The 24537-nt window shown below is 67.0% G+C and carries 23 protein-coding genes and 1 pseudogene; 13 read left to right on the forward strand and 11 right to left on the reverse strand.

Annotated elements, in window-relative coordinates; all coding sequences use genetic code 11:
• Positions 1-760 precede the first annotated feature (760 nt).
• The 8 genes and pseudogenes from NBG84_RS23525 (at position 761) to NBG84_RS23565 (ending at position 9966) form a co-directional block, all read left to right on the forward strand.
• A complete protein-coding gene (locus tag NBG84_RS23525) occupies positions 761-3112 on the forward strand; it encodes an ATP-binding protein (protein WP_250921551.1) in 2352 nt (783 codons plus the stop codon).
• Positions 3109-4773, forward strand: coding sequence for a DEAD/DEAH box helicase family protein (locus NBG84_RS23530; RefSeq protein WP_250921552.1), 1665 nt, complete (start codon positions 3109-3111; stop codon positions 4771-4773). Before NBG84_RS23525 ends, NBG84_RS23530 begins: the two co-directional genes overlap by 4 nt.
• A complete protein-coding gene (locus NBG84_RS23535; protein ID WP_250921553.1) occupies positions 4770-5369 on the forward strand; it encodes a hypothetical protein in 600 nt (199 codons plus the stop codon). The genes NBG84_RS23530 and NBG84_RS23535 overlap by 4 nt, the downstream gene beginning before the upstream one ends.
• 9 nt (positions 5370-5378) lie before the next feature.
• Positions 5379-6731 carry a sigma factor-like helix-turn-helix DNA-binding protein gene (locus NBG84_RS23540; RefSeq protein WP_250921554.1) on the forward strand — a complete coding sequence of 451 codons (1353 nt, stop codon included), beginning with the start codon at positions 5379-5381 and terminating at the stop codon, positions 6729-6731.
• A 103-nt stretch (positions 6732-6834) separates the two neighbouring features.
• Positions 6835-7395: a hypothetical protein gene (locus tag NBG84_RS23545; protein WP_250921555.1), complete on the forward strand. Its 561-nt coding sequence runs from the start codon at positions 6835-6837 to the stop codon at positions 7393-7395.
• Positions 7392-8072, forward strand: a complete 681-nt coding sequence (locus tag NBG84_RS23550; RefSeq protein WP_250921556.1) for a hypothetical protein — start codon at positions 7392-7394, stop codon at positions 8070-8072. The genes NBG84_RS23545 and NBG84_RS23550 overlap by 4 nt, the downstream gene beginning before the upstream one ends.
• 633 nt (positions 8073-8705) lie before the next feature.
• Positions 8706-9392 (forward strand): annotated as a pseudogene (locus NBG84_RS23560) (serine hydrolase domain-containing protein); the annotation flags it as partial.
• A 70-nt stretch (positions 9393-9462) separates the two neighbouring features.
• Positions 9463-9966, forward strand: coding sequence for a hypothetical protein (locus NBG84_RS23565; RefSeq protein WP_250921557.1), 504 nt, complete (start codon positions 9463-9465; stop codon positions 9964-9966).
• A gap of 445 nt (positions 9967-10411) precedes the next feature.
• Here the strand turns inward: NBG84_RS23565 and NBG84_RS23570 are convergent, their stop codons facing one another.
• The 7 genes from NBG84_RS23570 to NBG84_RS23600 all read right to left on the reverse strand — a co-directional run bounded on the left by NBG84_RS23570 (position 10412) and on the right by NBG84_RS23600 (position 16137).
• Positions 10412-11053, reverse strand: coding sequence for a contact-dependent growth inhibition system immunity protein (locus tag NBG84_RS23570; RefSeq protein ID WP_250921558.1), 642 nt, complete (start codon positions 11051-11053; stop codon positions 10412-10414).
• Positions 11054-11064: 11 nt separating this feature from the next.
• The gene (locus NBG84_RS23575) at positions 11065-11370 is read right to left on the reverse strand and encodes an RNase A-like domain-containing protein (protein ID WP_250921559.1); all 306 of its coding nucleotides are present in this window, start codon (positions 11368-11370) and stop codon (positions 11065-11067) included.
• 9 nt (positions 11371-11379) lie between these two features.
• Entirely contained in the window at positions 11380-12048 is a 669-nt protein-coding gene (locus tag NBG84_RS23580) for a hypothetical protein (protein WP_250921560.1), read from the reverse strand.
• A 1-nt stretch (position 12049) separates the two neighbouring features.
• Positions 12050-13666 (reverse strand): RNase A-like domain-containing protein, encoded by a 1617-nt coding sequence (locus NBG84_RS23585; protein ID WP_250921561.1) that lies wholly within the window; start codon positions 13664-13666, stop codon positions 12050-12052.
• 95 nt (positions 13667-13761) lie between these two features.
• Positions 13762-14061, reverse strand: coding sequence for a WXG100 family type VII secretion target (locus tag NBG84_RS23590; protein ID WP_250921562.1), 300 nt, complete (start codon positions 14059-14061; stop codon positions 13762-13764).
• Between the two features lie 25 nt (positions 14062-14086).
• On the reverse strand, positions 14087-14479 hold the full coding sequence (locus NBG84_RS23595) for a WXG100 family type VII secretion target (RefSeq protein WP_250921563.1): 393 nt from the start codon (positions 14477-14479) through the stop codon (positions 14087-14089).
• A 1283-nt stretch (positions 14480-15762) separates the two neighbouring features.
• A complete protein-coding gene (locus tag NBG84_RS23600; protein ID WP_250921564.1) occupies positions 15763-16137 on the reverse strand; it encodes an ArsR/SmtB family transcription factor in 375 nt (124 codons plus the stop codon).
• 153 nt (positions 16138-16290) lie between these two features.
• On the opposite strand from NBG84_RS23600, the gene NBG84_RS23605 reads away from it, so the two are divergent.
• The 3 genes from NBG84_RS23605 (at position 16291) to NBG84_RS23615 (ending at position 18174) form a co-directional block, all read left to right on the forward strand.
• Positions 16291-16866, forward strand: a complete 576-nt coding sequence (locus NBG84_RS23605; RefSeq protein ID WP_250921565.1) for a TerD family protein — start codon at positions 16291-16293, stop codon at positions 16864-16866.
• Positions 16867-17141: 275 nt separating this feature from the next.
• Positions 17142-17870 (forward strand): 4'-phosphopantetheinyl transferase family protein, encoded by a 729-nt coding sequence (locus tag NBG84_RS23610; RefSeq protein ID WP_250921566.1) that lies wholly within the window; start codon positions 17142-17144, stop codon positions 17868-17870.
• A 4-nt stretch (positions 17871-17874) separates the two neighbouring features.
• Positions 17875-18174, forward strand: a complete 300-nt coding sequence (locus tag NBG84_RS23615; protein ID WP_250921567.1) for a DUF6191 domain-containing protein — start codon at positions 17875-17877, stop codon at positions 18172-18174.
• Positions 18175-18242: 68 nt separating this feature from the next.
• Here NBG84_RS23615 and NBG84_RS23620 read toward each other — a convergent pair whose 3' ends face one another.
• Positions 18243-18623: a nuclear transport factor 2 family protein gene (locus tag NBG84_RS23620; RefSeq protein ID WP_250921568.1), complete on the reverse strand. Its 381-nt coding sequence runs from the start codon at positions 18621-18623 to the stop codon at positions 18243-18245.
• A 229-nt stretch (positions 18624-18852) separates the two neighbouring features.
• Positions 18853-19689, reverse strand: coding sequence for a class I SAM-dependent methyltransferase (locus NBG84_RS23625; RefSeq protein WP_250921569.1), 837 nt, complete (start codon positions 19687-19689; stop codon positions 18853-18855).
• Between the two features lie 70 nt (positions 19690-19759).
• Here NBG84_RS23625 and NBG84_RS23630 point away from each other — a divergent pair, with 70 nt between their 5' ends.
• Together NBG84_RS23630 and NBG84_RS23635 are read left to right on the forward strand one after the other, a co-directional pair.
• On the forward strand, positions 19760-21574 hold the full coding sequence (locus tag NBG84_RS23630) for a S9 family peptidase (protein WP_250921570.1): 1815 nt from the start codon (positions 19760-19762) through the stop codon (positions 21572-21574).
• 426 nt (positions 21575-22000) lie between these two features.
• Positions 22001-22756, forward strand: a complete 756-nt coding sequence (locus NBG84_RS23635) for an SURF1 family protein (RefSeq protein ID WP_250921571.1) — start codon at positions 22001-22003, stop codon at positions 22754-22756.
• A 322-nt stretch (positions 22757-23078) separates the two neighbouring features.
• Here the strand turns inward: NBG84_RS23635 and NBG84_RS23640 are convergent, their stop codons facing one another.
• Entirely contained in the window at positions 23079-24032 is a 954-nt protein-coding gene (locus NBG84_RS23640) for a hypothetical protein (RefSeq protein ID WP_250921572.1), read from the reverse strand.
• Between the two features lie 200 nt (positions 24033-24232).
• Positions 24233-24460 carry a hypothetical protein gene (locus tag NBG84_RS23645; protein ID WP_250921573.1) on the reverse strand — a complete coding sequence of 76 codons (228 nt, stop codon included), beginning with the start codon at positions 24458-24460 and terminating at the stop codon, positions 24233-24235.
• Positions 24461-24537: the final 77 nt, after the last annotated feature.

Consider the following 24537-nt stretch of genomic DNA (forward strand, 5'->3'; position numbering starts at 1 on the left):
CGGGGACGCAGCGGCAGCGGCGAGCGAGGCAGCTGTCACACATGGCCATAGCCGACGCGGACGTGGATGGCCGCGGCTTGGGTCGACCGGGCGGGCATAGGGGCTGTCGAAGGAGCGACCGTTGGCGGTCGCACCGTGGGCGTCATCGTCCTTGATAATGCCCACGATGCGCAGCGATCACGGCAAGGACATGACGCCAGAGAAGACCATACGTCACTGCTGCACTGGCGGAGTCTGCGCTACAAGTCACCGCGCGGCCCGCGCCAACACCGCGACGGAGCCGACCGCGTTTCCAGGAGGACAGCATCCCATTCTTCGTAGACGGGATTTGTCTGCGGCTGGTTACGACCAACGCGTGACGCGACAAGATCGCAGCCAACTGCATCCAGGAAGCCGAGGCGAACCAGCTCCTCGCCGAGGAGGGCTGGGGCGTCCCGCGGTTCTGGAAACACGAGGCCCCGGAGGCCGCTGTGGAGCGAAGCACGGACCTGGTGCGCGTCAGAGTTCCGGGCCGCGACGTCCACCCGCCCCCTGGCCAGCCGTGGCGGGACCATCAGTGCTCGCGAGGTTCAACACCTTCGTCCCGTACCGGTGACTGCACGATTCGCCGTGGTTCGCAAACTCCGGCCGGATCGTCAGTGGCTCCCTATACGCTCGAGGTCGAACGCTCGACTCATGCGAGTTGGGCGGCTTCGGCGTGTCCACGCACGCCGCGGGCCGCCGTCACAGCGTTCCGATCCTTCAGGAGGGTTCCGCCGGAGTGAAGATCACCCCTTCCGCCCGCGTGCTGAGCATGCTGGGCGAGATCGATTTCGACGAGTGGCAGTGTGTCGCCGAACTCGTCGACAACCCCTTCGACGACTTCCTCGACATCCTCCGCTCAGGGACGGAGTGGCCGGACGGCTTCACTGTCAGCGTCACCTTGCCGTCTTCCCCACAAGGGGTCCTGGAGGTTCGCGACACCGGGCGGGGCATGTCGTACGACCGGCTAACGCGCGCGGTGCGGGCTGGCTGGTCCGGGAACGACATGCACGACAAACTCGGTCTGTTCGGCATGGGCTTCAACATCTCGACCGCCCGCCTCGGCAGGCGCACCCGCATCCTGACGACACGCGCGAGCGACATGGAATGGATCGGCGTCGAGATCGACCTTGACCAGATCAAGGACGACTTCGAGGCGAAGGACATCACAGAGCCGAAGAGCGACCCGACCCAACACGGCACGAGGATCATCGTCGACCGTCTGCACCGGACGCGTGCCGAGTGGCTGCGCCGCAACGGCGCCTCGCTCCGCAACACCCTGGGCTCGGTGTACTCATGGATCCTCACCGAGCACCCTTTCGACCTCTACGTGGGCGGGACCCGCGTCAAGCCGGTCCGCCACTGCCGCTGGGGCGAAGAGCGTTACGTGCTCTTCAACGGCAAGGAGCGGATTCCCGCCTACATCCCAATCGATGAAAGGCTCCAGGACGGGATCGCCTGTCGGGACTGCGGGGAGTGGCAGATTGGTTCGGCCGATGTCTGTTCGGTCTGCGGCAGCGTCAACCTGTCCGTGCGCGAGCGCCGGATCCACGGCTGGCTCGGCGTCCAGCGCTACCTGGACAAGACCGAGTACGGGATCGACTTCCTGCGCAATGGCCGGAAGATCAGGCGCTGGGACAAACAGCTCTTCACCTGGAACAACCCCGATGGGGTCGCGGGGAACGAGGAGCCCGAATACCCAGTCGAGCTCGCCCACCAGGGCGGGCGCCTCATCGGTGAGATTCACCTAGACCATGTCCCCGTCACCTATCAGAAGGACGCCTTCGAGTACGGAGACCGCAGCTGGCTCACCGCCATGGAGTTGCTGCGCGGCTTGGCGCCACTCCAGCCTCAGCGTGCCCGCAAGCTCGGCTACCCAGAGAACGAGAGTCCGCTGGCTCTGCTGTTCAAGGGCTTCCGCCGCAACGACGCGGGCTTGCGCTACCTCGTCCCCGGCGACGGCCACAAGCCGGTCCACGCGGATACCCGGGACTGGGGCCGGAAGTTCCAGGCAGGCGTCTCTGAGTTCCAGACCGACGAACACTGGTGGCAGACGGTACTGCGGCACGAGGAAATCAAGAAGCGGGGCAAGGAGGCCAAGACGACCGCCAGTGTGCCGGCCCAGCCCGACGAGCAGGCCGTCTTGGGCGCCCTCGGCCTGCCGGCCGACATCCCCGCCTCCGGCGCCGCCCAGCTTGATACCAAGTCCGGGGCTGTCTCCACCATGCCCGCCCAGGCCACCGTGGCGGTCAAGGAGAAGACTGAGACCCGTGGCGAGCGCTTGGCACGGTACGAGAGCGCGGCGTCACCGCACGCGTACCTGAGCCGGTCGTTCGGGCACCCTGAGCTCGGCTACGTGAAGGTGCGGACCCTGCTGTTGAAGCCGGGCGAGCGGCTCCTTGACGACCACGGGCTGTCCGCCCCGGTCCTCCTCGACCAGAGGTCCGGGAACGAGCTCACCGCCCTCGTCGACCCCGAGCACTACGCGTTCCGGCGGTTCGGCGCGGACTACGCCGACCTCCTCCTGGTCGAACTGGCCGCCGTCCTGAAGGTCCGGGCGCGCTCCGACTGGAACCCGTCCCAGCTCGTCGCCGCGATCCGCGCCGAGTCCCTGCAGGACAGTGTGCTCGACGGCGCCACCGTCGGCGCGGAGGCTCGCGACCTCCTCGCGGAGATCCGCGAGCGTGTGGCCGAGGTCCTCGACGAGAGCGGTGACTACACCGCCGCCTACGGCCACCTCTCCGACGAGCAGAAAATCGCGACCGAGGAGGCGATGATCGCTGCCGGACGTGTCGGCCTCGTCGGTCGTCTCGGCCTGGACTCCGGGTTCGTCCACCACGTTCCCGCGCTGGCCCTGGTCCGCCTCGTCGAAGTGATGCCCGCCTCATTCATGGACGGCACCGTCTTTCGTGGCCCGTACGTCGGGGTGTCCTCACCGTCCGGGAAAGCCCTGAGTCTGGCCCGGGTCACGGGCTGCCTCGCGGACGTCGCGACGCTCGGAACCTTCGCCGGGGAGGCCACCGCGCCGCAACTGCGGCGCGCCCGCCTCAGCATCGCCCTCCTGCGCGACGAACTGGCGGGGGAGGAGTGAGCGCCGCGTTCCTGACGGCTGCCGAACTGCGGGACGGTGGCCCAGAGGGGCTGACCAAGGCGCTCGAACGGACCCTGTGGCACCTGGGATTCCAGGACGTCCGCGTCATCGACGGCGCCCACGACCATGGTGCCGACCTGCTCGCGGTCCGCGACCGGGAGCAGTGGGTGTTTCAGAGCAAGTGGAAGGCGCACGGCACAGCCGACCACGCGGGCGTCGACGACCTTGAGCGCGCTCGCACTCACTACCGCGCCGATAAGGCCGTCCTGGTGACCAACACGACCATCACCGCGTCGGCTGAGGCACGGCGTCGGGCGCTGGCGGGGATCGGCGTCGACATCAGCCTGTGGCATGGGGCCACCTTGGAGGCCATCGGCCAGAGGATGCCCGACCGTGTGCCCGCCCCCTACAACCTGCGGCCTTACCAGGAGTTGGCCGTGTCCGCGATCGAGCGGGACCTCGACGCCGCAGGAACGGCGCTGCTGGTCCTGGCGACGGGGCTGGGTAAGACGGTCGTCGGCGGCGAGGTCATCGGCAATCTCCTCGCCTCGACTCCGGACGCGCGCGTCCTGGTCGTCGCGCACATGCGCGACCTGGTCGGCCAGTTGGAGAAGGCGCTGTGGCGGCACCTCCCGAAGGGTGTACCCACCCGGCTCCTCACTGGTGAGAGCAAGCCCGAGGCCCTCAACGGTGTCGTGGTCGCGACCGTCGAGTCGGCGCTGTCCGCCGTACGCGTGGGCTACGAACCCGATCTCATCATGATCGACGAGACCCACCACGTGGCTGAGACCGGCAGGTTTGCGGAACTTCTCGATCTGTGTGGGGCTGCGGGGCGATTCGGAGTCACCGCCACCCCTTGGCGTGGCGACAAGTTCGACATCACCGCCCGCTTCGGTCAACCCAGCTTCAAGATGGGCATCGCCGAGGGCATGGCGGCGGGCTATCTGTCGGCCGTCGACTACAAGCTGTACGCGGATGGTGTCGACTGGGACGCCGTCCAAGACATCAGCCGTCACGGCTACTCGATCAAGGACCTTAACCGGCGTCTGTTCCTCCCCCAGCGAGACGAGGAGATCGTCGAGCACCTACGGGCGGCGTGGCGGGAGACCGCCGAACCCCGCGCCATCGTGTTCTGCCAGACAATCGAGCACGCCGAGCACATGGCGGGCCTCCTCGCCGTCTCAGACCCGGCGTGGGTCAATGCCTCCCACTTGCATAGTGGTCTGTCGAAGCGTCACCGCGACGTCCTACTCAACGAGTTCCGTCTCGGCCGTGTCCCAGTGATCACCTGCGTGGACGTGTTCAATGAGGGCGTCGACGTGCCGGACGTGAACCTGATCGCCTTCCTGCGCGTCACTCACAGCCGGAGGATCTTCGTGCAGCAGCTCGGCCGCGGGCTGCGACTGAGCCCCGGCAAGAAGGCTTTGAAGGTCCTCGACTTCGTAACCGATATTCGCCGCGCCGCAGCGGTACTGAACCTGCGCCGCACGCTAGAGGCTGAAGACACCGAGCACCTGGAACTCCCGCACGTCTCCCGGATCGAGTTTCAGGACGAGACGGTCGGCTCCCTGATGGACATGTGGATCCAGGACGCCGCCGACCTTGAGACCGCGGCAGACGAAGTCCGCCTCCAGTTCCCCCTGCCGAAAGGAATTCTGTGACCGACTACAAGATCCCGCCCGTCGTCGAGAAGGCCGTGGTCACACGGATCTACGCCCAGGCCGACGATGCACAGTGGCCACACCTCCAGGACACGGACCGCACCCGCCTTTACCGGGAGTGGACGGAGGACCCGGATATCGGCGGCCGCCTCCTCGACTTCGTGGGGCAGCGGGCCAACATCCGCCCCTGGCTGAAGGACTGCCCCATGAAGGAGTACGAACGGGCACGGCGAGGCGAGGGCAAGTACGCCAAGTATGTGTCGCGACCGGCTGCGACGCTCGAGCAGATGGTCGCAGCGACCCTCGGCCCTGGCTGGGAGGTCATCCCGGGGACCACCCAGCAGAAGCCGATGCGCGCCAAAATCCGCGAGGTCGGGACGGAGGACGAGGAGCAACACTTCGTGGCCGGCACTGCGGCGAACCTCAAGCACCTCGCGTGGCCCGCGATCCTCGATCGGTCCACCGGGGAGACCTGGCCCTGGACGATCTGCGTCGTCGATCCGTTCCGCGCTCCCGTGCCGCCCGAGAAGAAGGGGGAACACCGGCGCGTGGCCGAGTTCCTCGGCGTGCGGGTCGTCTATTTCAACGAGATGTAGGGGAATTCGATGGGGGACGAGTGGTCGATGGGCGAGTGGCTCGCCAGGGCGTGGGAGACCGGAGCCCTCGACGAGCGCGAGCGGGCCGTCATCGTGGGCCGGTCTGAGGGCCAGACGCTGGACGAGGTCGGGGCTGCGCTCGGGCTGAGCCGCGAGCGCGCGCGCCAGATCCAGAACCGAGCGCGGAAGCGCCTCGCAGCGATGGCGGACGTCATCCAGGATGGTTGGCGTGAGTCGGCCCGCGCCGCAGGTGCGGGCCCGGCCACCTCGCGAGGCGCCTTCGCTGCCGCACTCGGGGTAGTCGACCACGTGGCGCTGGGGGAGCTGCTAGCCGCAGCGGGCCTGGACGCGCCACGGACGTGGGCGGGGCCTCTGCGCGGGTGGTGGAGTACCGACCCCTGCGCGCTGGGTGGAGCCCTGCGCCGTCTCGTCGACGCCGCGCCCTTCCGTGGCGACGACCTCGGCCGGGCAGCCTCCGAGGCCGGACTACCTGCAGATATCCCCCTGATCTGGCTCCTGAGCCACTCCGAGTCTCGGCTAGCCCTGAGCACTGACGGGCACTGGGTCCGCCGAAAGGCGCGAGGGCGCGACGCCGCGTATCTGTGGCTATTGGAGACTGGACGTGCCTGCCGGCCAAACGAGTTGCTCGCCCCGATGGCCGCGACGACCGTCGCTGCCGTGCGGGAGGCGCTACGACGTGACGACCGGTTTCGGCAGATCCGTCCCGAGGGCACCTGGGCCCTGGCCGAGTGGACGCACCTACGCGCGTCCACGTATACCACCGCTGTGGACGCGGTGGTCGCGGTGGTCACGGAGTCGGGGCCCCTATCCCGGGCGCGGCTCTTCTCCAAGGTGACGGAGCTTTACCCGGTCACCCCGTGGCGTCTGAAACAGTGCCTGCTCAGTAGCCAGCTCGGCGAGACCGGCAATGGCCTCGTCGACCTCGTTTCCCGCGGCGCTCGCCCCTTCGAGGAGGAAGAACCGCCCCGGCCAAACACGATCGCCGCCGAAGGCGAAATCGTGGGCGTGCGGATTCTTGTGAACCCGGACGTCCTGCGCGGCAGTGGCGTCGCTGTACACACCTGGCTGACCTGGCGACTTGGGCTGCGCCGGGCCCCGATGAGCCGCACGTTCACGACTTCCGGCGACTGCTCGCCGCTCGTCGTCCGACGCGGCACCAGCAGCGCCCAGCTCTCCAGCCTCCGCCGCCACGCGCTCGAACTCAAGGTCGTCGACGGCTGCGTACTTGCCGTCCTCCTCCGCCTCGACGACGGCACCGCGCGCGTCGGACACGGCTGCGTGCCGGACACCTGCCCGGCACGGCAGACGCAGGGAGCGACTCCGTCGACGGCGAACGTCTGATGCGACTCGGCGCCGATGACCGCACCCCCTCGAAGTGGCAAAGCGCCAGAGGGGTCACAGACCGAGCAGTTACCTCAAAGCGGCTCCCAATGACGAGGGGAACATGAATCAACTCGAACTGCGCGGTGTAGAGCACCAGCTCCGCGAAGCGCTACAAGACACTGCCCTGAGTTGGGTGCTCGACGATGTAGACGCGGCAATCGCCGCAGGAGTGCCCGAGGAGAAGATCCTCCGCCGACGCCAGCAGCGCCGCGGTGATGACTCCCCTGCCGCGAGCCCGGCCGCAGCAGCAGCTCGATACGAGGTCGTGGACCGCAGTGTGCTTGGCCTCGGCGAGTACGAGGCATCGCGCAAGCGGGGGACGCTGGTCATCGCCACGCGATCCATGACGGATGAGGAGCGCGTCCAGCTCCTCCTGGATGCCGTGAGGCGAGTCCTCGTTGAACTGCCTGAAATTGAACTGGAGGTGCTGAAGACGCTCTGGACCGAGCCCGAGGGTGACACTGGCAGCCGGAGCATCGTCGAGGCGGTCGTGTTCGAGCCGGACGAAAGCGCTCGATCGCGCCGTAGTCGAACAGAGTTCCAGGGAAATCGGACGCCGACTGAACGACGTATCCACGTCAGCCAACTGCTGGCCGACGTGACGAGGGAGGTTGTCAGTTGAGCACGGTCGACCGCCTAGTCAACGAAATCAAGAGCCTGCTGGCGGCAGGGGCGGTGTCGTACGACTCTGCTTCGAAGCCGTCCGACGTCTATGAGGGCTTCATCTTCTCCCTGATCGTCGCCACAGCCAGTCGGCACGGTGCCACTGTCACTTACGAAGACGTCTACGGGGTGAAGGCCAGCAGCCTTGTCTTCCGGACGGGGCCCGGCCACCTATACAGCAGAAGCCAGCCCTTCACTCACGCTGTGATCGAGTTCGACGGCGCTCCCGCCCTTGAAGTCCACCTCGGCGTCTACGTGACCGGCTCGTCGGGCGTCCTGCACGAGTGCGATGTGCTGGTGTTGCCAGCCGAGGAAGCCGCCCTGAGCCGGGCACAGGGCATCGCACCACGAGGCAGTCAGAGCGTCCTCGTCGTCGAGTGCAAGTACTACGTCTCCAACCTCGGCATCGGTCTCGCGCGGAACTTCGAGGGACTACGCGCCGACATTCGCACCCAGAACGAACTCTTCGTCGCCAACACCAGATCATCGAGCATCGTGCGGTACCTCGATGCCCGGAAGAGAGGATTCGAGCCGGACGTGGTACCCAACTCGCCGCAGGCAGGCTATCTACAGGCGGAGATCAGGAAAACCTTCAAGAGCTACCTGAGCAAGCACTCACCCTCAACGGTGATCTGAGCCCGCCGATCGAGCGCCGCGCGCCAAGGATTCCGCGCAAGCCGATACTGCGGGACATGCGGCCTCAGCAGCCGTCGGCTGGGAGCCATCTGGGAGCCAACCCGCTCTCCATCCCCCTTCGGCACCAACCGAGACCACCTCACCCCGACACCCTGAACAGGCAAAACGACAAACCAACCGGTGATGATCACGCCCGGCCCTCATTCGGGACGAAGAGGTCGTGGGTTCAAATCCCGCCACCCCGACAGCTAAACAGCAGATCAGGGCCGGTTTCCCTTCGGGGAGGTCGGCCCTGGCTGCGTTGAATCTGGGTGTTGGGTGTCGACTGGGTGTGATCTTGGTCGGCGGTTCACGCCTCGGTGGCACGCTGCTGCAACAGGCAGTCGAGGACCAGCACCGCAGTGCCCTAGCGGCGGGGACGACTCCTTCGGAGCCTTCACGCCGAGATGGGCGTTCATGTCTCCGAAGCCGGGCGTACAGTCGAGCGAGTCGACCGCATCTCGACCGAATCGGCAACGCTCCCCGCACTCTGTCGCTCTCCACCCAGTGCTTCCTCTACCCGCACAAGTCCGAGGCACTGTCCCGCGACGGCGATCACCAGAGGGCCAGCACAGCCCTCAACACGACAGACGGTGGGTGATGCCCGGGCTGGTTCGGCGAGGCACGAGGGAAGTCGGCGGAGGGCAAGTTGCTGCTCCGCACGGGGCAGGTGGAGCGAGCGACGCGTTCTCTGGGAACTTGCCGACCGGGGAACCTGACCGAGTAGGCCGCATGGTGTACCCGAGGCCGCACGTCGACCTCACAACCGTGCCCGGGGAATCGATCCCCAAAGACTGCCGCGCACTCGTGGCGGCCTGGCGCGACCCGAACTCGCTCAGCAACAGGGCATACGCGGTCGCCGACCCGAAGAACATCGACTTCAGCTCCCCCGATGTCCAGGCCGCGGAACTCACCTCGTCCAACGGCATCGGCACCGCGCACGCATTGGCCCGTACGTACGCCGCGCTGATCCGCGAGGTGGACGGTGCTCGCCTGCTCACCCCGGAGACGCTGGCCTCGGCATCCGAGGAGCAGGTCGGCGGAGAGGACCAGGTGATGGTAGCGCCGAGCCGGTTTGGCATCGGATACATGCTGCCCACCAAGGCCATCCCTATGACCGGCCCGGCCGCCTTCGGCCACACTGGACGTGGTGGCTCACTCGGCTTCGCCGATCCGGAGCACGGCATCGCGTTCGGGTACGTCATGAACCACATATCCGGAGGGCCCGACGGCATTCGAGCGACAGCACTGGCCGAGGCGGTGCGGGAGTCACTGGCCTGATTTCCCGGGAGCCTTCTGCGAGCATGGTCTCTCCCGCTCAGCCTGGGCCGGGCGAAACGGGGGGCACGCGATGGAACCGAGAAGTGCTGCAGCGGTTGGACGGGACTTCCCCTACACCGCGCGAACCACGTGCTACGTCGAGATCCACAAGGACGGCCACGTCACCCACGGCACGGACCGGGCGACGTACGAGCGGGTAAAGGCAGGCGAGTCCAAGCTGTACGCGGTGTGGCCCGGGGAGTGGTCCAGCCATCTGTTCGTGATCGATGACCTGGACGAGTACGCCAAAGCCCACGGCATCAAACATGACGTGCAGCGGACAGGGCTGGCCGAGCATGTGCACCAGGTCCGCTGGACCGAGTCGGGCGGTGAGCAGAACCCTCGCAGCCCGTACATCGGCATCAGTGTCTCGTTGGATTGCGGGTGCAAGATCCAGAGCCTCGCCGTGTTCGCCGCGCAGATGCGAGAGCAGAAGGGCTGGGCTGTGGCCACCTCGGGCGGGTGGGGCAGCAGCAGCGGACCTGAGGGCGCCACATACTCGCTCCGGGTCCGCCGCAAGAGCCTGACCGCCTGAGCGATCATGGTTAGGTTCCCGCACGGCGCTGTCGGGACAGTCAGCGGCGGAATCCGCGATGTGGGGCTCGGCGCCACGCCGTAGCCGATACCGCGGGGCGCGCTGGTGACGATCGTGGAGCGCCAGGTCGGTGCCGGGGCCGACCGCCCGGTTGAGCGGCATGGCGAAGCCTAGCGCGGTGTGGCACAGGGCCCGCAAGCCCCCCATCGCTGTAGCGCGGCTGTGGCTGTGGCTGTGGCTGTGAGGAATCGGTGGGCGACCCAGAGTATGGATGTAGGCCGGCGGGGTGGCGTCGGCGAGTTCTGCGCGGATGTTGGTCCGGTCGAGGCCCATGGCGGTCTGCGTTGGGGAGCGGCAGGCGCTTGGCCGCCTCAGTCCCCGTAGACGGCGAGGGCGCGCGCGGCTCCCAATCGGCGGCGTCCGCAGGCGTTGGGGTGTGGCGGGCTCATCGTCGGTGGAGTCGTTGGGCGAGTTCGACGAGCCAGCCTCCGGGGGCATAGTGCTCGGGTGGGTCGACCTCCATGCCGAGCTCGGCCAGTGCGAGCGCGTAGTCGGGCTCGGTCAGCGGGAGGGTCAGCAGGTCGTACAACTCGCCGGTCAGCTGGGCGATCAGGCCTGGGTCGGTGGTGTCCAGGTAGTCCTGCAACGCGGCGTCATGGTCGTCGAACTCGTCGGGCATGTCCTGGGAGAACCAACCGCCGAGGAACTGCGCCAGCTCCGGGAAGCGGGCGTGCCACTCCCAGTGGGTCTGCGGGGTGGCGGGCGGCGGCGCCTGGCCGGTTTCGACGCTCTCCCTGAGCAGGTCGGCGAGGCGTACCAGCCATGCCTGGATCTCGGAGTCGGGCAGTCCGACGTCCGGTACGGGGTAGAACTCGCCGAGGCGCAACCGCAGCCTGCCCGGCGGGTTGTCGGCGTACTCGCGTAGTTGCTGCTCCGCCGTGGCGATGGCCCAGGGGCGGGTGCGCCAGGTGTGGCGGAGGTAGGCCGTCAGTGGCTCGTCGTCGTGGGCCGTGCGGCCCAGGTAGGACCGGACTACATGATCCAACTCGCCGTACTTGCGGTCGTGTTCGAGGGGCTTCAGGGACACGGATGCCACCTCTAGAGGTAGATGGGGAAGGTGGCGTGCACGGTGAAGCCGTGGGGGCTCTCGGTGCTCCGCCTGAGGACGACACGAGCGGCACGCACATCGACGGGTTCAAGCCCGGCGAGCATCATCGCCTGGAGTAGTACGCGCCCGACCGGTTCGGGCCGCGAGGGCCAGGCCGCCTCGATGGTGAGGCGCAGCCGTGTCGACTGGGCCAGCCACCGGTGAATGCGCTGCTCGTTCGCGGTCACGACCTGCTGGGTAGCCCACTGGGCGGTCTCCCGGTCGGGATAGGAAGCGGATCGGTTCGGAGTCGACACGGTGCGACCTCAGTGCTGCTCTGTGAAATGGACATGGATGGCCCGCAGGATGGCTTGCAGGATGGGTACGGAAGCCCATGGAATGGCCGCACCGAGACCGGTGCGCAGGGCCTCCGGTGTCGGGAAGAGGAGCAGGGCCACCTGCAGCTCGGCGGCCAGGCGTGATGTCTCCTGGTGGCAGCCGTGTGGATGCTCGCTGGCCGCCCCGGCCCGCAGCCCCTCCTCGAAGTCGTCGTATTCTCCGGAGTCGACCCAGTACGAGAACTGCCGGATTCTGGGAAACGTCAATCGCGCCTCCCAGGGAGCCATCGGCAGACTCTCGAAATCCGGCATCACCTCTTGGTCCTGCATGCGGATCAAGCCGGCCAGCAGTCCGAGGAACTCCGGTCCATCCACATCACCGGACGCCTCGTTCAGTTTTTCACTGAACCCGGTGGGAACGGCCGGTGGATTCGCAGGGTCGAGCTGCTCGGACAGGAGGTCGAGAAGAGCCGCCACCGTCGCCAGCGGTATGGCCCATTCGGCTTCGGGAGAATTCCGGATTGTTCGGCAGAACCGGGCGAGTTCGTCCTCAAGCGAAGGGCCGCCGGTGCGGCGGCAATCGATGGCCAGGTCGAGAAGTCTGCGGATCGATCCGTTGTTGAAGACGGCTCCGGTGTAGGCGGTCACAGAACTCATGCTAAGCCTCCGGCATGGAGGTCAGCACGATGAAGGGCGGATCAAGGCCCTGGACGTACTTGAGGGTCACCTTCACACCGTGCACATCGTGGGCGGGGGCCTGGAGGCCGTGCGCATCGTAGTCCGCCCGGCTTGTTGATCTCCCTGTCACCTCGTTGGGGAAGTCCAATTCATAACTCGGCTTCGAATTGGGGTTGTAGTTCGCCTCCTGCCGGGCAATCCATCTCTCGATCAGTACGGCATTGTTGACATCGTCGAGAACCGCCTGGGTGAGGCGCTGTGCCGATGCGTGGTCCGCAAAGGTGGAGATCGCCCTCGGTGCCACGGTTCCGTCAGCACGGACCGTCTGCTGATCCCGCAAACGCTGGGCCAGTTGTTCGTCGGTCTTTCCCACGTGTTTGTCGATGGGGTGGCTGCCCGCTATTCCCTCCTGGCCAGCCAGGTCTATGGGAAAGAAGTGATTCTTCTCGTCACCGTCGATGGTGTACTTGTGCACCGGCTTGAAGTCGTTGAGCGCTCGTGCACCGAACGACTGGGCCCGGGCTTCCTCCGCTTGGAAGGTCGGCGCGCTGCGGTGCGCCTCGTTCAGCGGTTCCATCAGCGCGTCCAGCTTCGGCACCATGGCGTTCACCCGCGTGTTGTACGCCTCCACCACGGAGTTGATCGCGGCGGTGTCGATGTTCAGTGTGATCTTCAGGCTGAGTTCGGCCGCACCCGTGACGAGCCCCTTGATGAAGCGCCCGGCCGACTTCACACCTTCCTTGACATCGTCCGCTCCTACGCCATCGCTGAGGTTGATCTTGCCCACGGCCTCACGCACGGCGTCCATATAGATGTCCCGCACCTTGCCGTTGAGGTCGGCAGCGGCCTCGGCGAACTCGTACAGCAGATCACTGACCTTCGTGGCCGTGTCGAAGAGCACGGTCATCACCGGATGCGTCGCTCCCGCGGACGACGATGCGCTGTCGTGCTTCCACTCATAGCCGGCGGTGGACTTGCCCCAAGCCGTGGTGCCCCAGAGCGAGCTGCAGAACTGGCGCATGGCGTCGTGCCATTCGCTGACGCTCTGCTGGGTGATGCTGCTGACCTGACCGGTCAGCGAACTCTCCGTCATGGACAGCGCGATCGTCATGTCCCGCCAAGCCTTCGACAGGTTGTTGAGATAGTGCTGCTGGGGGTACGGGTACACATCGGCGACCTTGCCCCAGCGGAACGCGTGCTTCAGGACCGGCCGGAACAGATCGCGCAGGACCTCGGGTATCCACTCAAGGATGCTGCGCAGCCAGCCGTCACCTCCGTCGTCGTCGCCCCACTTCAGATCGGGCACGCTGCCGTATTCGGGAGCCTTGTCGATGACCTGGGGCGCGGGCTGGACAACGGGCTGTTTCTGACCGGAAGGGTCGGCTGCCGCCTCTGCTTTGGAGTAGTTGTTCGCTGTGGTGGTGAAGCCGACGGCCGCGCCGCCCATGCTGACCACGCTCTTGGCCCAGACTTCGAGGAAGCGGTTGCCGACCTTCACATAGGCCGAGGCGAAGGACTGGGCGGCGGTGCCGTAACCGCCCGCGTCCGGATGTTCCTTCAGCGCTGCGACCAGGCCCTTCGCGGCCTGGTTGTACATGGGCTGTTGGCTCGCGAAGCCACCGGATACACGGTGCAGATCGGACGGCCTCACATCGATGGTGCCGTTCTGAGACGGCGGAGGAGGGCTGCCCATCAGGCCCCGCCCCAGCCACGGAGCACGGCCAGGTGAGCCGCGGAGTAGTTCGCGTGGCCCGTGGTGATGATCTCGTGCAGCCAGGCCTGGGCGGCCTGTAGGTCCTGCATCTGCTTGTCCCACTGGTCGAGTTCCTCGACGAGGGCGTCACGAGTGTCGCCCTTCCATGTGAGGACGACCTTCTCGGTGCGGCCGTAGAGGGTCTCCAGTCGCTGGTTGAGCTGCTTGAGGATGTCCTCCAACTCGACCGCGGCTTCCTGGAGCGTCGCGAAGCTGACACCTATGTAGTCGTCGGCCATGTATGCCCCCGTGGGTGATCGCCGCTCACATATCGGCTATTCGGCTGGCGGGCGCGGTGGTCGTAGTGGTTCCCTCGGAGAGAAGGCTCGCCTCACGTGCCACGTCTACCTGGCTCTCGGCCTGGCGCATCCGACGGAGGGTGTCCAACTCCCGCTCGGTGAAGCCATCCCGGCTCAACCGCATGGCCTCTTCAAGGACCTTGAGGATCTCCCGAATCCGTACCGCGTCCTCGGCCGCTCCTCGATGCAGAGCCCGGTACCCTTTGGCCGCCGCGCCCTTCCAGCCCGCCTCGATGCCGTCGACTATCGCGTCCATCCGCCGTACCTGGTTGTCCAAGTGGCGCTGCATGTCGTCGAGGTCGCCGGCCAGCCGGGTCAGGTCCTCCTCGGAGACGTCAAGATGCGCCTTGTCCACCATGGCTCCCCCTCCATGCGTTCCTCAACTCCAAGAACCGTAACAACGCCCACTGACAGCAGGCCAGTTGCGATGTCCCCCCGGCCGGAATGGGGTCGGGCATGGGCTATCGACTGTCCGTAGACGCCTCTATTTCCGCCGAGTTGTTCACTCCGCGTCCTATGGAACGCGGAGTGTCGGCCAGTCGAGGTGCCATGCCCCTTCGGCCATGGGTCGCACCGCGGGATGAGCAGGGCCCACCGCAGAGCTCTGGTCTCCGTGGGCAGGGAGTGGATATCACCGATCAGCACGGCATTCGGGCGGTGATCGGTGTTGGTTCGACGTTGCCCGCCGATCAGCTCAGTCGGCGTAGGGAGCGCGTCGCCCAGGGTCTCGACGCAAGGCGTCAGCTCTAGGGCGCGTACACAGCGCTGTCGTTGGATGCGCACCGCGCTCAACGAATGCGCCCGGGCTGAGATACCCGTACAGGAGCGCCCCCAGCCGGTCCGCGAGCTGTTCCTGGCCCCCCGGGGCGTACGAGATCCGCCATCAGCCGGCCGTCATCGCCCCGCACGACGTCGCGGAAGCCGCCCGTACCGCGTTCACCGTCCTGGGAGACACCCGAGACCTGCGCCAGCAAGGCCCGGAGGTCGGCGAAGACGCCTACGCGCGGCTGGAGGCCGGTTTCGACGTGGCGGTGGCCGAGCTCCGGAGCGTCCTGCGTCGGGGTCTTGGCGCGGTCGACTCCATGAGCAGGTAGTGCGGGCGGACCACTGGCTTCCACCGTCCGAACCGCCTGGGTGACCGGCCCGCACCTGGAGGCATGGCGGTCCTCACATCCAGCGCCGGGCATCCGTACCGGCGATCTGCGACGGATCGGCCACCGCGTTCCTCGCCACCGGAACGCTTCCTGATCTTCGTCTCAGGCCTTCGGCCGACTGCTGGACCGTTCGGGCGCGGAGAGGCGGGCCAACGTGGATCAACCGCTCACGCCGACCGCGATGCCCGTATCGAGGACCGTTGCCCAACAGGGCGAGACCCCTCCACGGCGAGTGGCTCGGCGCCAAGGGAACCGCCCTGAAGCGGCTCCGGGCTGGTGCGAGGGGGCCGCTGCCTGGCGCACGGCTGCTTTCGCGGTCGTACGGGGGATACGGTCGACGCTTGAGACACCGCCCCCACTCTCCGCTGCCGCGGGTCACGCTTTACGGCGCTGCGGGTCATGGGCTGACTGACGTCGCCCGCCGGAGCGATGACCCGGCCGCCGACTTCTCGGTGGAGGTCATTCATCTGGCCGACGATGTCGCTCGTCATTGCTCCGCTGGCCCTGTTGCCCGTCGCTCAACGCCGGTCTTCTCGTGCGCTCTGACTCGCGCGCCGCGCGGCTGCTCGGTGCCGAGTGCGTCCAGCCGCTGTTCCCAGAAGCTCCGAAACTGATCCAGCCAGAGGGCCGCCTCATGGAGGGGCTCACTTCCGACGGCATAGAGCCGTCGGGTTCCCTGGACCCTGACTGACGCGAAGCCGGTCTCGCGGAGCACCCGTAGATGCTGGGAGACGGCGGGCTGGCTTATCCCGAACTCCTTCTGGATCACCGAGCTGACCGCGCCCGAGGACTGTTCGCCAGCGGCCAGCAGCTCCAGTATTCGGCGCCGTACCGGATCGCCCAGGACATCGAAGGCGTGCATGACCCAACCCTGCATTCCATGCTTATATAAGTCAAGATTTATATATCGAGTTTTGGGGTAGGGAACTGGAGAGCTCGGCTGGTCGTTGGCCGGGTTGGGCAAGGAAACGTCAAATAGAGGCGCGGCCCGCGCCGGATTGCGCAGGGGATTTCCATGGGTGTCAGCCTGTCCAAGGGCGGCAATGTCTCGCTCAGCAAGGAGGCCCCGGGCCTGTCTGCGGTTATCGTGGGCCTGGGCTGGGACGTCCGGAGCACCACCGGAACCGATTTCGACCTGGACGCCAGCGCACTGCTGGTGGATGCCAACGGCAAGGTGCTCTCCGACCAGCACTTCATCTTCTTCAACAACCTGAAGAGCCCCGAGGGCTCCGTCGAGCACACCGGCGACAACCTCACCGGTGAGGGCGAGGGTGACGACGAGCAGATCAAGGTGAACCTGGCCGCCGTCCCCGCGAACGTCGACAAGATCGTCTTCCCGGTCTCGATTCATGAGGGTGAGAGCCGCGGCCAGTCCTTCGGGCAGGTCCGCAACGCGTTCATCCGTGTGATCAACCAGGCGGACAACAACGAGCTGGCCCGTTATGACCTGAGCGAGGACGCCTCGACCGAGACCGCGATGGTCTTCGGTGAGCTCTACCGCAACGGTGGCGAGTGGAAGTTCCGCGCGGTTGGCCAGGGGTACGCCTCCGGTCTGCGTGGAATCGCCCAGGACTTCGGCGTGAACATCTAAGAAGTCAACGTTCCACAGGTGATTTCGCGTCTGTCCGGGCGGACCGGCAGTCCCACCCGGACGGGCGCGAATCCCCGTGGGTCCTGTGTCGTGCAGGCCCGAACCCTCTGAGCGCGTCCGCAGCTGCGACGCGCTTTTTTCAGTAGGAGGAGCTGCCGAGCCTTCGCATCACCGCCGAGCCTTCGCACCCTCACAGGGCCCGAAGGCCAGAAAACTCCTCCTAGCCCTCCGGGGTGCACTGGATAGTCTTACTGGCCCCAGGAGAAGGGCATCGCATGGCGACCGAGGCACCCATCAGTGGCGGACAGCGGACGCCTCCACCGGGCGTGGAGGTGCTCTGGATCGCACGGGTCGGGGAGCACGCAGCCGATGCGATGGCCCACCGCGATCTCCTCGACGCCGAAGAGTCCGCACGGCTCGACGGTTTTGTTCGCCCCGGTGATCGGGATGCCTACGCCGTGGGGCACGTGGCATTGCGCCGTCTCCTCGGCGACCGGCTCGGACGGGCACCTGAAGCAGTCGTCCTGGGACGGAACCCCTGCACCAGCTGCGGCGATCCACACGGCCGACCCATCGTGCCGGGCGATCCGGTGCACTTCTCCCTCTCCCATACGAGGGGGATGGTGTTGATCGCCCTGGCCTCAGCACCGGTCGGCGTCGACGTGGAGGTCCTGCCCCGGCCCGAGACGGTCGCCGACATAACTCCTCAGCTGCATCCAACGGAGCGTCTGGAGCTCGCAGAGCTACCCGCGGAAGGGCGCTCCCTCGCCTTCGCTCGCTGCTGGACCCGCAAGGAGTCCGTGCTGAAGGCACGAGGCGTCGGGTTGAACGAGGAGCTGTCCCGGACCTATGTGGGCGCTGGTCCGCAACCTGCTGTGGACCCCGTCTGGTTGCTTGCCGATGTTCCTGTTGACCCCGGCTTCGCTGCTGCCGTGGCCGTACGCCGGGTGCCCATGCCTCCCGCCGATCCTCTGGCGGATTCAGTCGGAGATATCGGAGAGTGACCGTATGGAGTTCATCGTCTTTATGACCCTTCCGGGGTTGGTGATCCTGCTCGTACTCATAGCCTTCGCAGACCAGTTGCTACGGGCGACCGGGCTGGGGAAGCGGCAGGGACAGATCTCCGCGACGGGGTTCGAGCAGTTGCACGCGACGTTCTCGGCGGGGAAGCAGAACGAACTGCGGGAACGGCAGAGCGCTCTGCTGTTGAAGGACGACGACGAGGATGGCGCACCACCGCATCGCTCCACGGTGGACCTGGACGGTGGCCGTGCAGTCGTGCGTCTGCCCCGCCCGACCAAGTCTTAGGCGGTGGAAGGGCGTCCACCGAGCTCACCCCCTGTGGAGCGACAGGGCACGGACGAGGAGCAACGGGATCAGTAGCGCTCGACCAGGTGTTCGCGGCCCGGTGGTGGTTCGTATGCCTCGGGCCAGAACTCCGTGATGGACGCGATCCTGCCCTCCTCATCACCGGTGAAGAACGTGACGGCGTACTTCTGCTCGAACCCCACCGTGGCATGGGACCACGTCACCACCTGTCCGCTCGCGTCGTCTGCGATCAGACGGTGGACACGGATGTGCCAGTCCCCGGGATACTCACAGTTGAACTGGACGAATCGCTTCCGCCCTCGTATCCGCTCCCGGGTCTGCGGCAGGTCGAAGAGAACGTCCTCGGCCAGTGTGTCCCCGAAAGCGAGCCAGTGTCGCGCCTCCGCCGCTGCCCAGTAGCTTTCGACTGTCTCACGCAGTTCGGTCATATGGAGAGTGTGCACCCCGGCACTGACATCGCCCTCGCAGAGCTCTGACCAGCGAGAGCCAGCGCCGAATCGGCGGGGAATCAGCCCGCGGTCGACCCAGGACCGGCGTGGACTCAGCCCGCGGTCGACCCAGGACCGGCGTGGAATCAGCCCGCAGTCGACCCAGGACCGGCGTGAAGGGGGTGTGAACCGCGGCTTCCCGAAGGACTGGGGGCGTTGTGCAGGGCGATCAGGGGCGGGGTGGCCGCGTGGCCTTGAGGGAGTACATCAACGGGATGCGGGGGCGGTCTGGCGGAAGACGGAAGTACCCGTCCTCGCCCCGCTGGAAGGACTCGAAACGCGGGAAGAGCGATACGTCGTGTTCATGCAGAAACTCCAGCCGGAGCCCGGTCGCGCAGAGAGCCGAGACGACCTCGCCGATCGGATGCTGCCATTCGACACTGCGGTTGTTCACCGTCTCGGCGTCAAGGTCGGCATAGGTCCCCGGGGTGTCGTCGATCCAGGCCTCGCGGGAGAAGTAGTCGTGCACGACACGTGACCCGGTCTCGTCGTCAAGGACATCGGTGAGCGGATGGAACTCCGCGAGATAGAGGAAGCCGCCAGGTGCCACCAGCGAGGCTGCCACCTCGGCCCAGCGTTCCACGTCCGGCAGCCAGTTGAGCGCGCCGGTACCGGTGTAGACGATGTCGTACGAGGTGTCGGGGACGGCCTCGGCCGCGTCATACACATCGGCGGCGACGAACGAGGCGCGGTCCGGACCGAACCCGAGCTCCTCAGCCAGGGCGCGGGCCGCCTCCACCGCCGGTTCCGAGAAGTCGAGGCCCACCACCTGCGAGGCTCCACGCCGGGCCCAGCTGAGTGTGTCCTGTCCGATGTGGCATTGGAGATGGAGCAGGGTCCTACCGCTGACGTCCCCGACCTCGGCGACCTCGAAGTCGCGCAGCGCGTCGTTCCCGGCGCGGAAGCCCTCCAGATTGTAGTACTGGCTCGCGATGTGGATGGGTACTCGTTCGTCCCAGTTGGAGCGGTTGGCGGCCCGCCAGTCCGAGGGCAGAGGGTGATCCATACACCCGAAGTTATCCACAGGCTGCGGATGACGCGAACGGTTTGTCGGGGGGTCGGCGCAGAATGGGGGCATGACTGAGACCACTGACTCGATGCCCGACTGGGAGAAGCGCTTCCGTGCGCCGCGCGTCTCCCTTCCCGACTGGGCCGAGGACGCGCCCGACCGTTCGCTCTTCGTTTCGAACGCCACCGGGACCTATGAGCTCTACGCCTGGGATCGGGCGACCGGTGAGCAGCGGCAGGCCACCGACCGGCCGAGCGGCACCATGGATGGGGTGCTGTCGCCCGACGGTGAGTCGATCTGGTGGTTCTCGGACACCGATGGGGACGAGTTCGGGGTGTGGCTTCGGCAGCCCTTCGGCGGCGGGGAGGATGTGCCCGCCGCGCCTGGCCTGGAGCCGTCGTATTCGGCGGGGCTCGCGATCGGACGGCATGGTGCGTCGGTGGTCGGGCGGTCCACCGACGAGGAGGGCACCACGCTCCATGTCGTGCGGCAAGGCGCCGAGCCCGCCGAGATCTATCGGCACCGGGAGTCCGCCGGTGTTGGTGATCTTTCCCATGACGGGACGCTGGTCGCGATCGAGCACACCGAGCACGGCGATGCGATGCACTCGGCGCTGCGCGTTGTCCGACTCGATGGCAGCGCGGTGGCGGAGCTGGATGACACCCAGGGGGGTACGGAAGAGCTGGGCCTGGGTGTGTTGGGATTCGCCCCGGTCGAGGGGGACACCCGACTGCTCATCGCTCATCAGCGGCGCGGGCGCTGGGAGCCGATGATCTGGGACATCACATCCGGCGAAGAGACCGATCTCGCCCTGGACCTGCCGGGCGATGTGCACGCGGAGTGGTATCCGGACGGATCGGGGCTGCTGGTCGCGCACAGCTTTGAGGCCCGTGGGGAGCTTTGGCGGTACGACCTGGACACGCGGGAGCTGGTCCGGATCGACACACCTGCCGGTACGGTCTCGGGTGCCACGGCCAGGCCCGGCGGCGAGGTGGAGTATCTGTGGTCATCGGCCGCGCTCCCACCGCAGGTGCGCTCGACGGCGGGCACGGTCGTGCTGGATCCGCCCGGAATGAAGGCGCCTGAGTCCGTGCTGGTGGAGGACGTCTGGGTGGAGGGGCCCGGGGGCCGAATCCATGCGCTGGTGCAGCGGCCAGCGGGTGCCACGGATCCGCTGCCGACCGTCTTCGAGATTCACGGGGGCCCGACCTGGCACGACAGCGACGCGTTCGCGGCAGGTCCGGCCGCCTGGGTCGACCACGGTTATGCGGTGGTACGGGTCAACTACCGCGGCTCCACCGGATACGGACGGGAGTGGACCGATGCGCTCAAGCACCGGGTCGGATTGATCGAGTTGGAGGACATCGCGGCAGTTCGTGAGTGGGCGGTGCTGTCTGGACTGGCCGACCCCGACCGGCTGATCCTCGCGGGCGGCTCCTGGGGCGGGTATCTCACCCTGCTCGGTCTCGGCACGCAGCCCGAGGCTTGGGCGCTGGGTATCGCCGCCGTTCCCGTCGCCGACTACGTCACGGCCTATCACGATGAGATGGAAGCGTTGAAAGCCATGGACCGCACCCTGCTGGGGGGTACGCCGGAGGAAGTGCCGGAGCGATTTGAGGCTTCCTCACCGCTGACCTATGTGGACTCGGTGCGAGCACCGGTCTACATCTCCGCGGGTGTGAATGACCCCCGCTGCCCCATCCGTCAGATCGAGAACTACGTGGAGCGGCTGGCAGCACGCGGCGCGGTTCATGAGGTGTATCGATATGACGCGGGTCATGGCTCCCTGGTGGTGGAGGAGCGCATCAAGCAACTCGGTATGGAGATCGCCTTTGCGGCGGCGCACCTGGAAGGGGGCGGTAGCGAACCAGAGCAGGGCTAGGCACTGGACGCGGGGTCAGCCCCGGGGAGCCCACCGCGCGCAGTCAGCCGAGGAGCCGGAAACGGGAGTCAGCATCCGGGGCAAGGATCTCTGCCCGGCCGGCTCAGGAACGGGAGGTTCTGCCCGGCCAGCTCTGGAAGGAGAGATTCTGCCCGGCCGACTCTGGAAGGAGAGATTCTGCCCGGCCGACTCTGGAAGGGGAGGTTCTGCCCGGCCGGCTCTGGAAGGGGACATGGGGAGTGGGGGCGAGGGAGAAGTCCTCCAGGCTTGGCTGGGAAGCCAAGAAGAGTGCGGCTGAGGCGGCTGGGGCTGCATCCGCGTCCCGGGTCGATTGGGGCGCGGTTGGCGACAGGTGTACTGGTGGACGCGGCGTGACGGAGGGGGGGTGGCAGGGAGTAGCGGAGTCGCGTTCCGTACCGTGGAGGGGTGTACCGGTTCCTGCTGACGCCCCGCTGGCTGGGTATCAACGTCCTCGTCGTGCTGGCGATCGCCTTCTGCATCTTCATGGGTTCCTGGCAGCTCGGAAAGTTCGAGGATCGGGTTGAGACCCATCAGGAGGCCAAGCGCGAGCCAACCCCGGGTGAAATGGCCGTCAAGCCGTTGGAAGAGCTGCTGCCCGTCGACAAGAAGACTTCGGGTCGGCAGGCAAGGGCCACGGGGATCTACGGGGAGCAGTTCATCGTTCCCAACCGACAGGTGGACGGCAACAACGGCTCCTATGTGCTGGCCCTCCTCAAAACGGATCGAGGTCCGGCGCTACCGGTCGTGCGGGGATGGCTGGCCAAGGGCGAGCCGGTCCCGGCCGTTCCGGACGGCAAGATCACGGTCGTCGGCGCACTTCAGGCGAATGAGAACGCGGGCACCGACGGGGTGCATACGGGCGGCGGACTGCCGAGCGGTCAGCTGGGGATGATCAGCGCCGCGTCGCTGGTCAATTTGGTGCCGGACGATGTGCATGACGCATGGGTCACCCTGTCCAAGGCGGACAGCGGATTGGTCGCGGTGCCGGCGGCCATCCCGGAAGGCAGCGGCCTGGATCTCAAGGCATTCCAGAACCTGGGGTACACCGGGGAGTGGTTTGTGTTCGCCGGTTTTGTGTTGTTCATGTGGTTCCGGTTGGTACGGCGGGAGGCGGAAGCGGTCCGCGACCGCGAGCTGGGTCTGGAGCCCGCCCCCGTATAGCCACGGGAAACCCCAACCCACCGCGCAACCGCAACAACCCCACACCAACAACCACAACCCCGCCCCGAGCCCGCTCCCGGATAGCCACGGAGACACCCACCCCGCACCAGGACGTCCCGACCGAGCGCTGACCTCGCGTAGCCGCGGGCCTGCGCGCTCAGCAGGTCGGCAAGCACGCAAGCCCGGTGGAATCCACCCCGGTGGGATCAACGGCGGTGGGATCAACGGCGGTGGGATCAACGGCGGTGGGATCAACGGCGGTGGGATGGATCAAAAGCGGGGTGGGGTCGAAGGCGGGGTGGGGTCAAGGCACAGTGTTCAGTCAGCCGGCGCTGAGGGGATCTGTCCGGTAGAGGGTGCCGGAGCAGGCGTTCGCGATGGTGGTGTCCGCGCTCGGAGCGCCCGGGTCCGGAGTGTGGATCACCGAGATGCTGCCCTCCTGCGGCACGCTCTCGGTGCTGAGCTGGGTCTCCGTATTGTCCGGGCCCGTGCCCTGGCCGCCGCCCGCGCCCGTTGAGGGCTCTTGGGAAGTCGACGGGGACGTGGGCGACGTAGGACCAGTGGGACAGGACTCGCTCGGTACCCAGGCGAACTTCACCTCGTAGGCCTGGTCAGGCTTCAACAGAAGGCGGGTGGTTTCCCCTGAAGGGTCCGGAAGACCGGTCGCCGGGCCTCCCGCGGTGTGATCCGCCACGGTGATCTTGGCCTGGTCAGCCGCGCCCAGTGCCTGGATGTTGACCTGCCCCGGACCGCCGACCGTGCAGGTGACGCTGGAGGAATTGGCGACCCTGAAAGAGCCGTAGACCTTGCCCTCGCCGTCCGCTCCGGCCGCCTGAGCGGCGGTGAAACGGAGCTGATCGGCGGCACAGACCGAAGCGCCACTGGGCACATCAGACGAGGTCTTCTCCGGTGAACCGGACACTCCGCCGCTGATGTCCGTACCGGGCTTGGCACTGCGGGACGGGCTTGTGCTGGCGCTGCCCTCAGGGGTGCCCGAGCTGCCGACGGTGGGGCCGGTGGTGGTCTCCTTGCCCTGCGATTCACCCGATGAGGACTCGGTGCCGCCGTGGGCCTGTTCACCGTGTCCGGCATTGATCGGGAGAGCGCTGTCACCGCTCTCCGAGCCGGCCACATGGACGAAGGCGGGGATCGCGGTACCCATCAACACCACCGCGGCGGCGAGTCCGACCATCGCCTGCCTCTTGCGGGCCCGGCGGGCCGGGACCGCTCTCCGCAGATGATCGAGTGCTCCGTCCGCGGGGTTGAGGTCCTGCACGGCTCCCTGGAGGAGCCGGCGGAGAGCCTCTTCCTCGTCTCCGGGGCCTTCGCCGTGCCCAACTGCTCCAGCGGCGGGACCACCCGGTTGGCCAGGACCACCAGCAGAACCGGAACCGGAGCCATAGGAACCAGAACCGTCAGAACCCGAACCCACGAGAGCCGCCAACGCGGCAAGCCCCCCTGAGCCACAGGAGGAAGTCAGCTCACCCGCACCACCGAAACCGTCAGAGGCACCCGCACCACCGAAACCGTCAGAGGCACCCGCACCACCGAAACCGTCGGAGGCACCGGCACCATCCGGCTCGCCACCACCGTCGTGCAGTTCATCGGAATCGACCGGCCCGTCAGCTCCACCGCGGGCACGATCGGTGCGACCCGTAGCGTCCGCACGGTCCTCAGCGCCACTGGGGCGCTCGCGGGTCTCACGATCTTCGTGGCCGCTCAGCTCGTCATCCGGCCCGTTACTCACAATTCCGTTCCCAGTCCGGTCGTCACTTGGCCCG

It is taken from the genome of Streptomyces albipurpureus, from assembly GCF_023701525.1.
Taxonomy (GTDB): Bacteria; Actinomycetota; Actinomycetes; order Streptomycetales; family Streptomycetaceae; genus Streptomyces; species Streptomyces albipurpureus.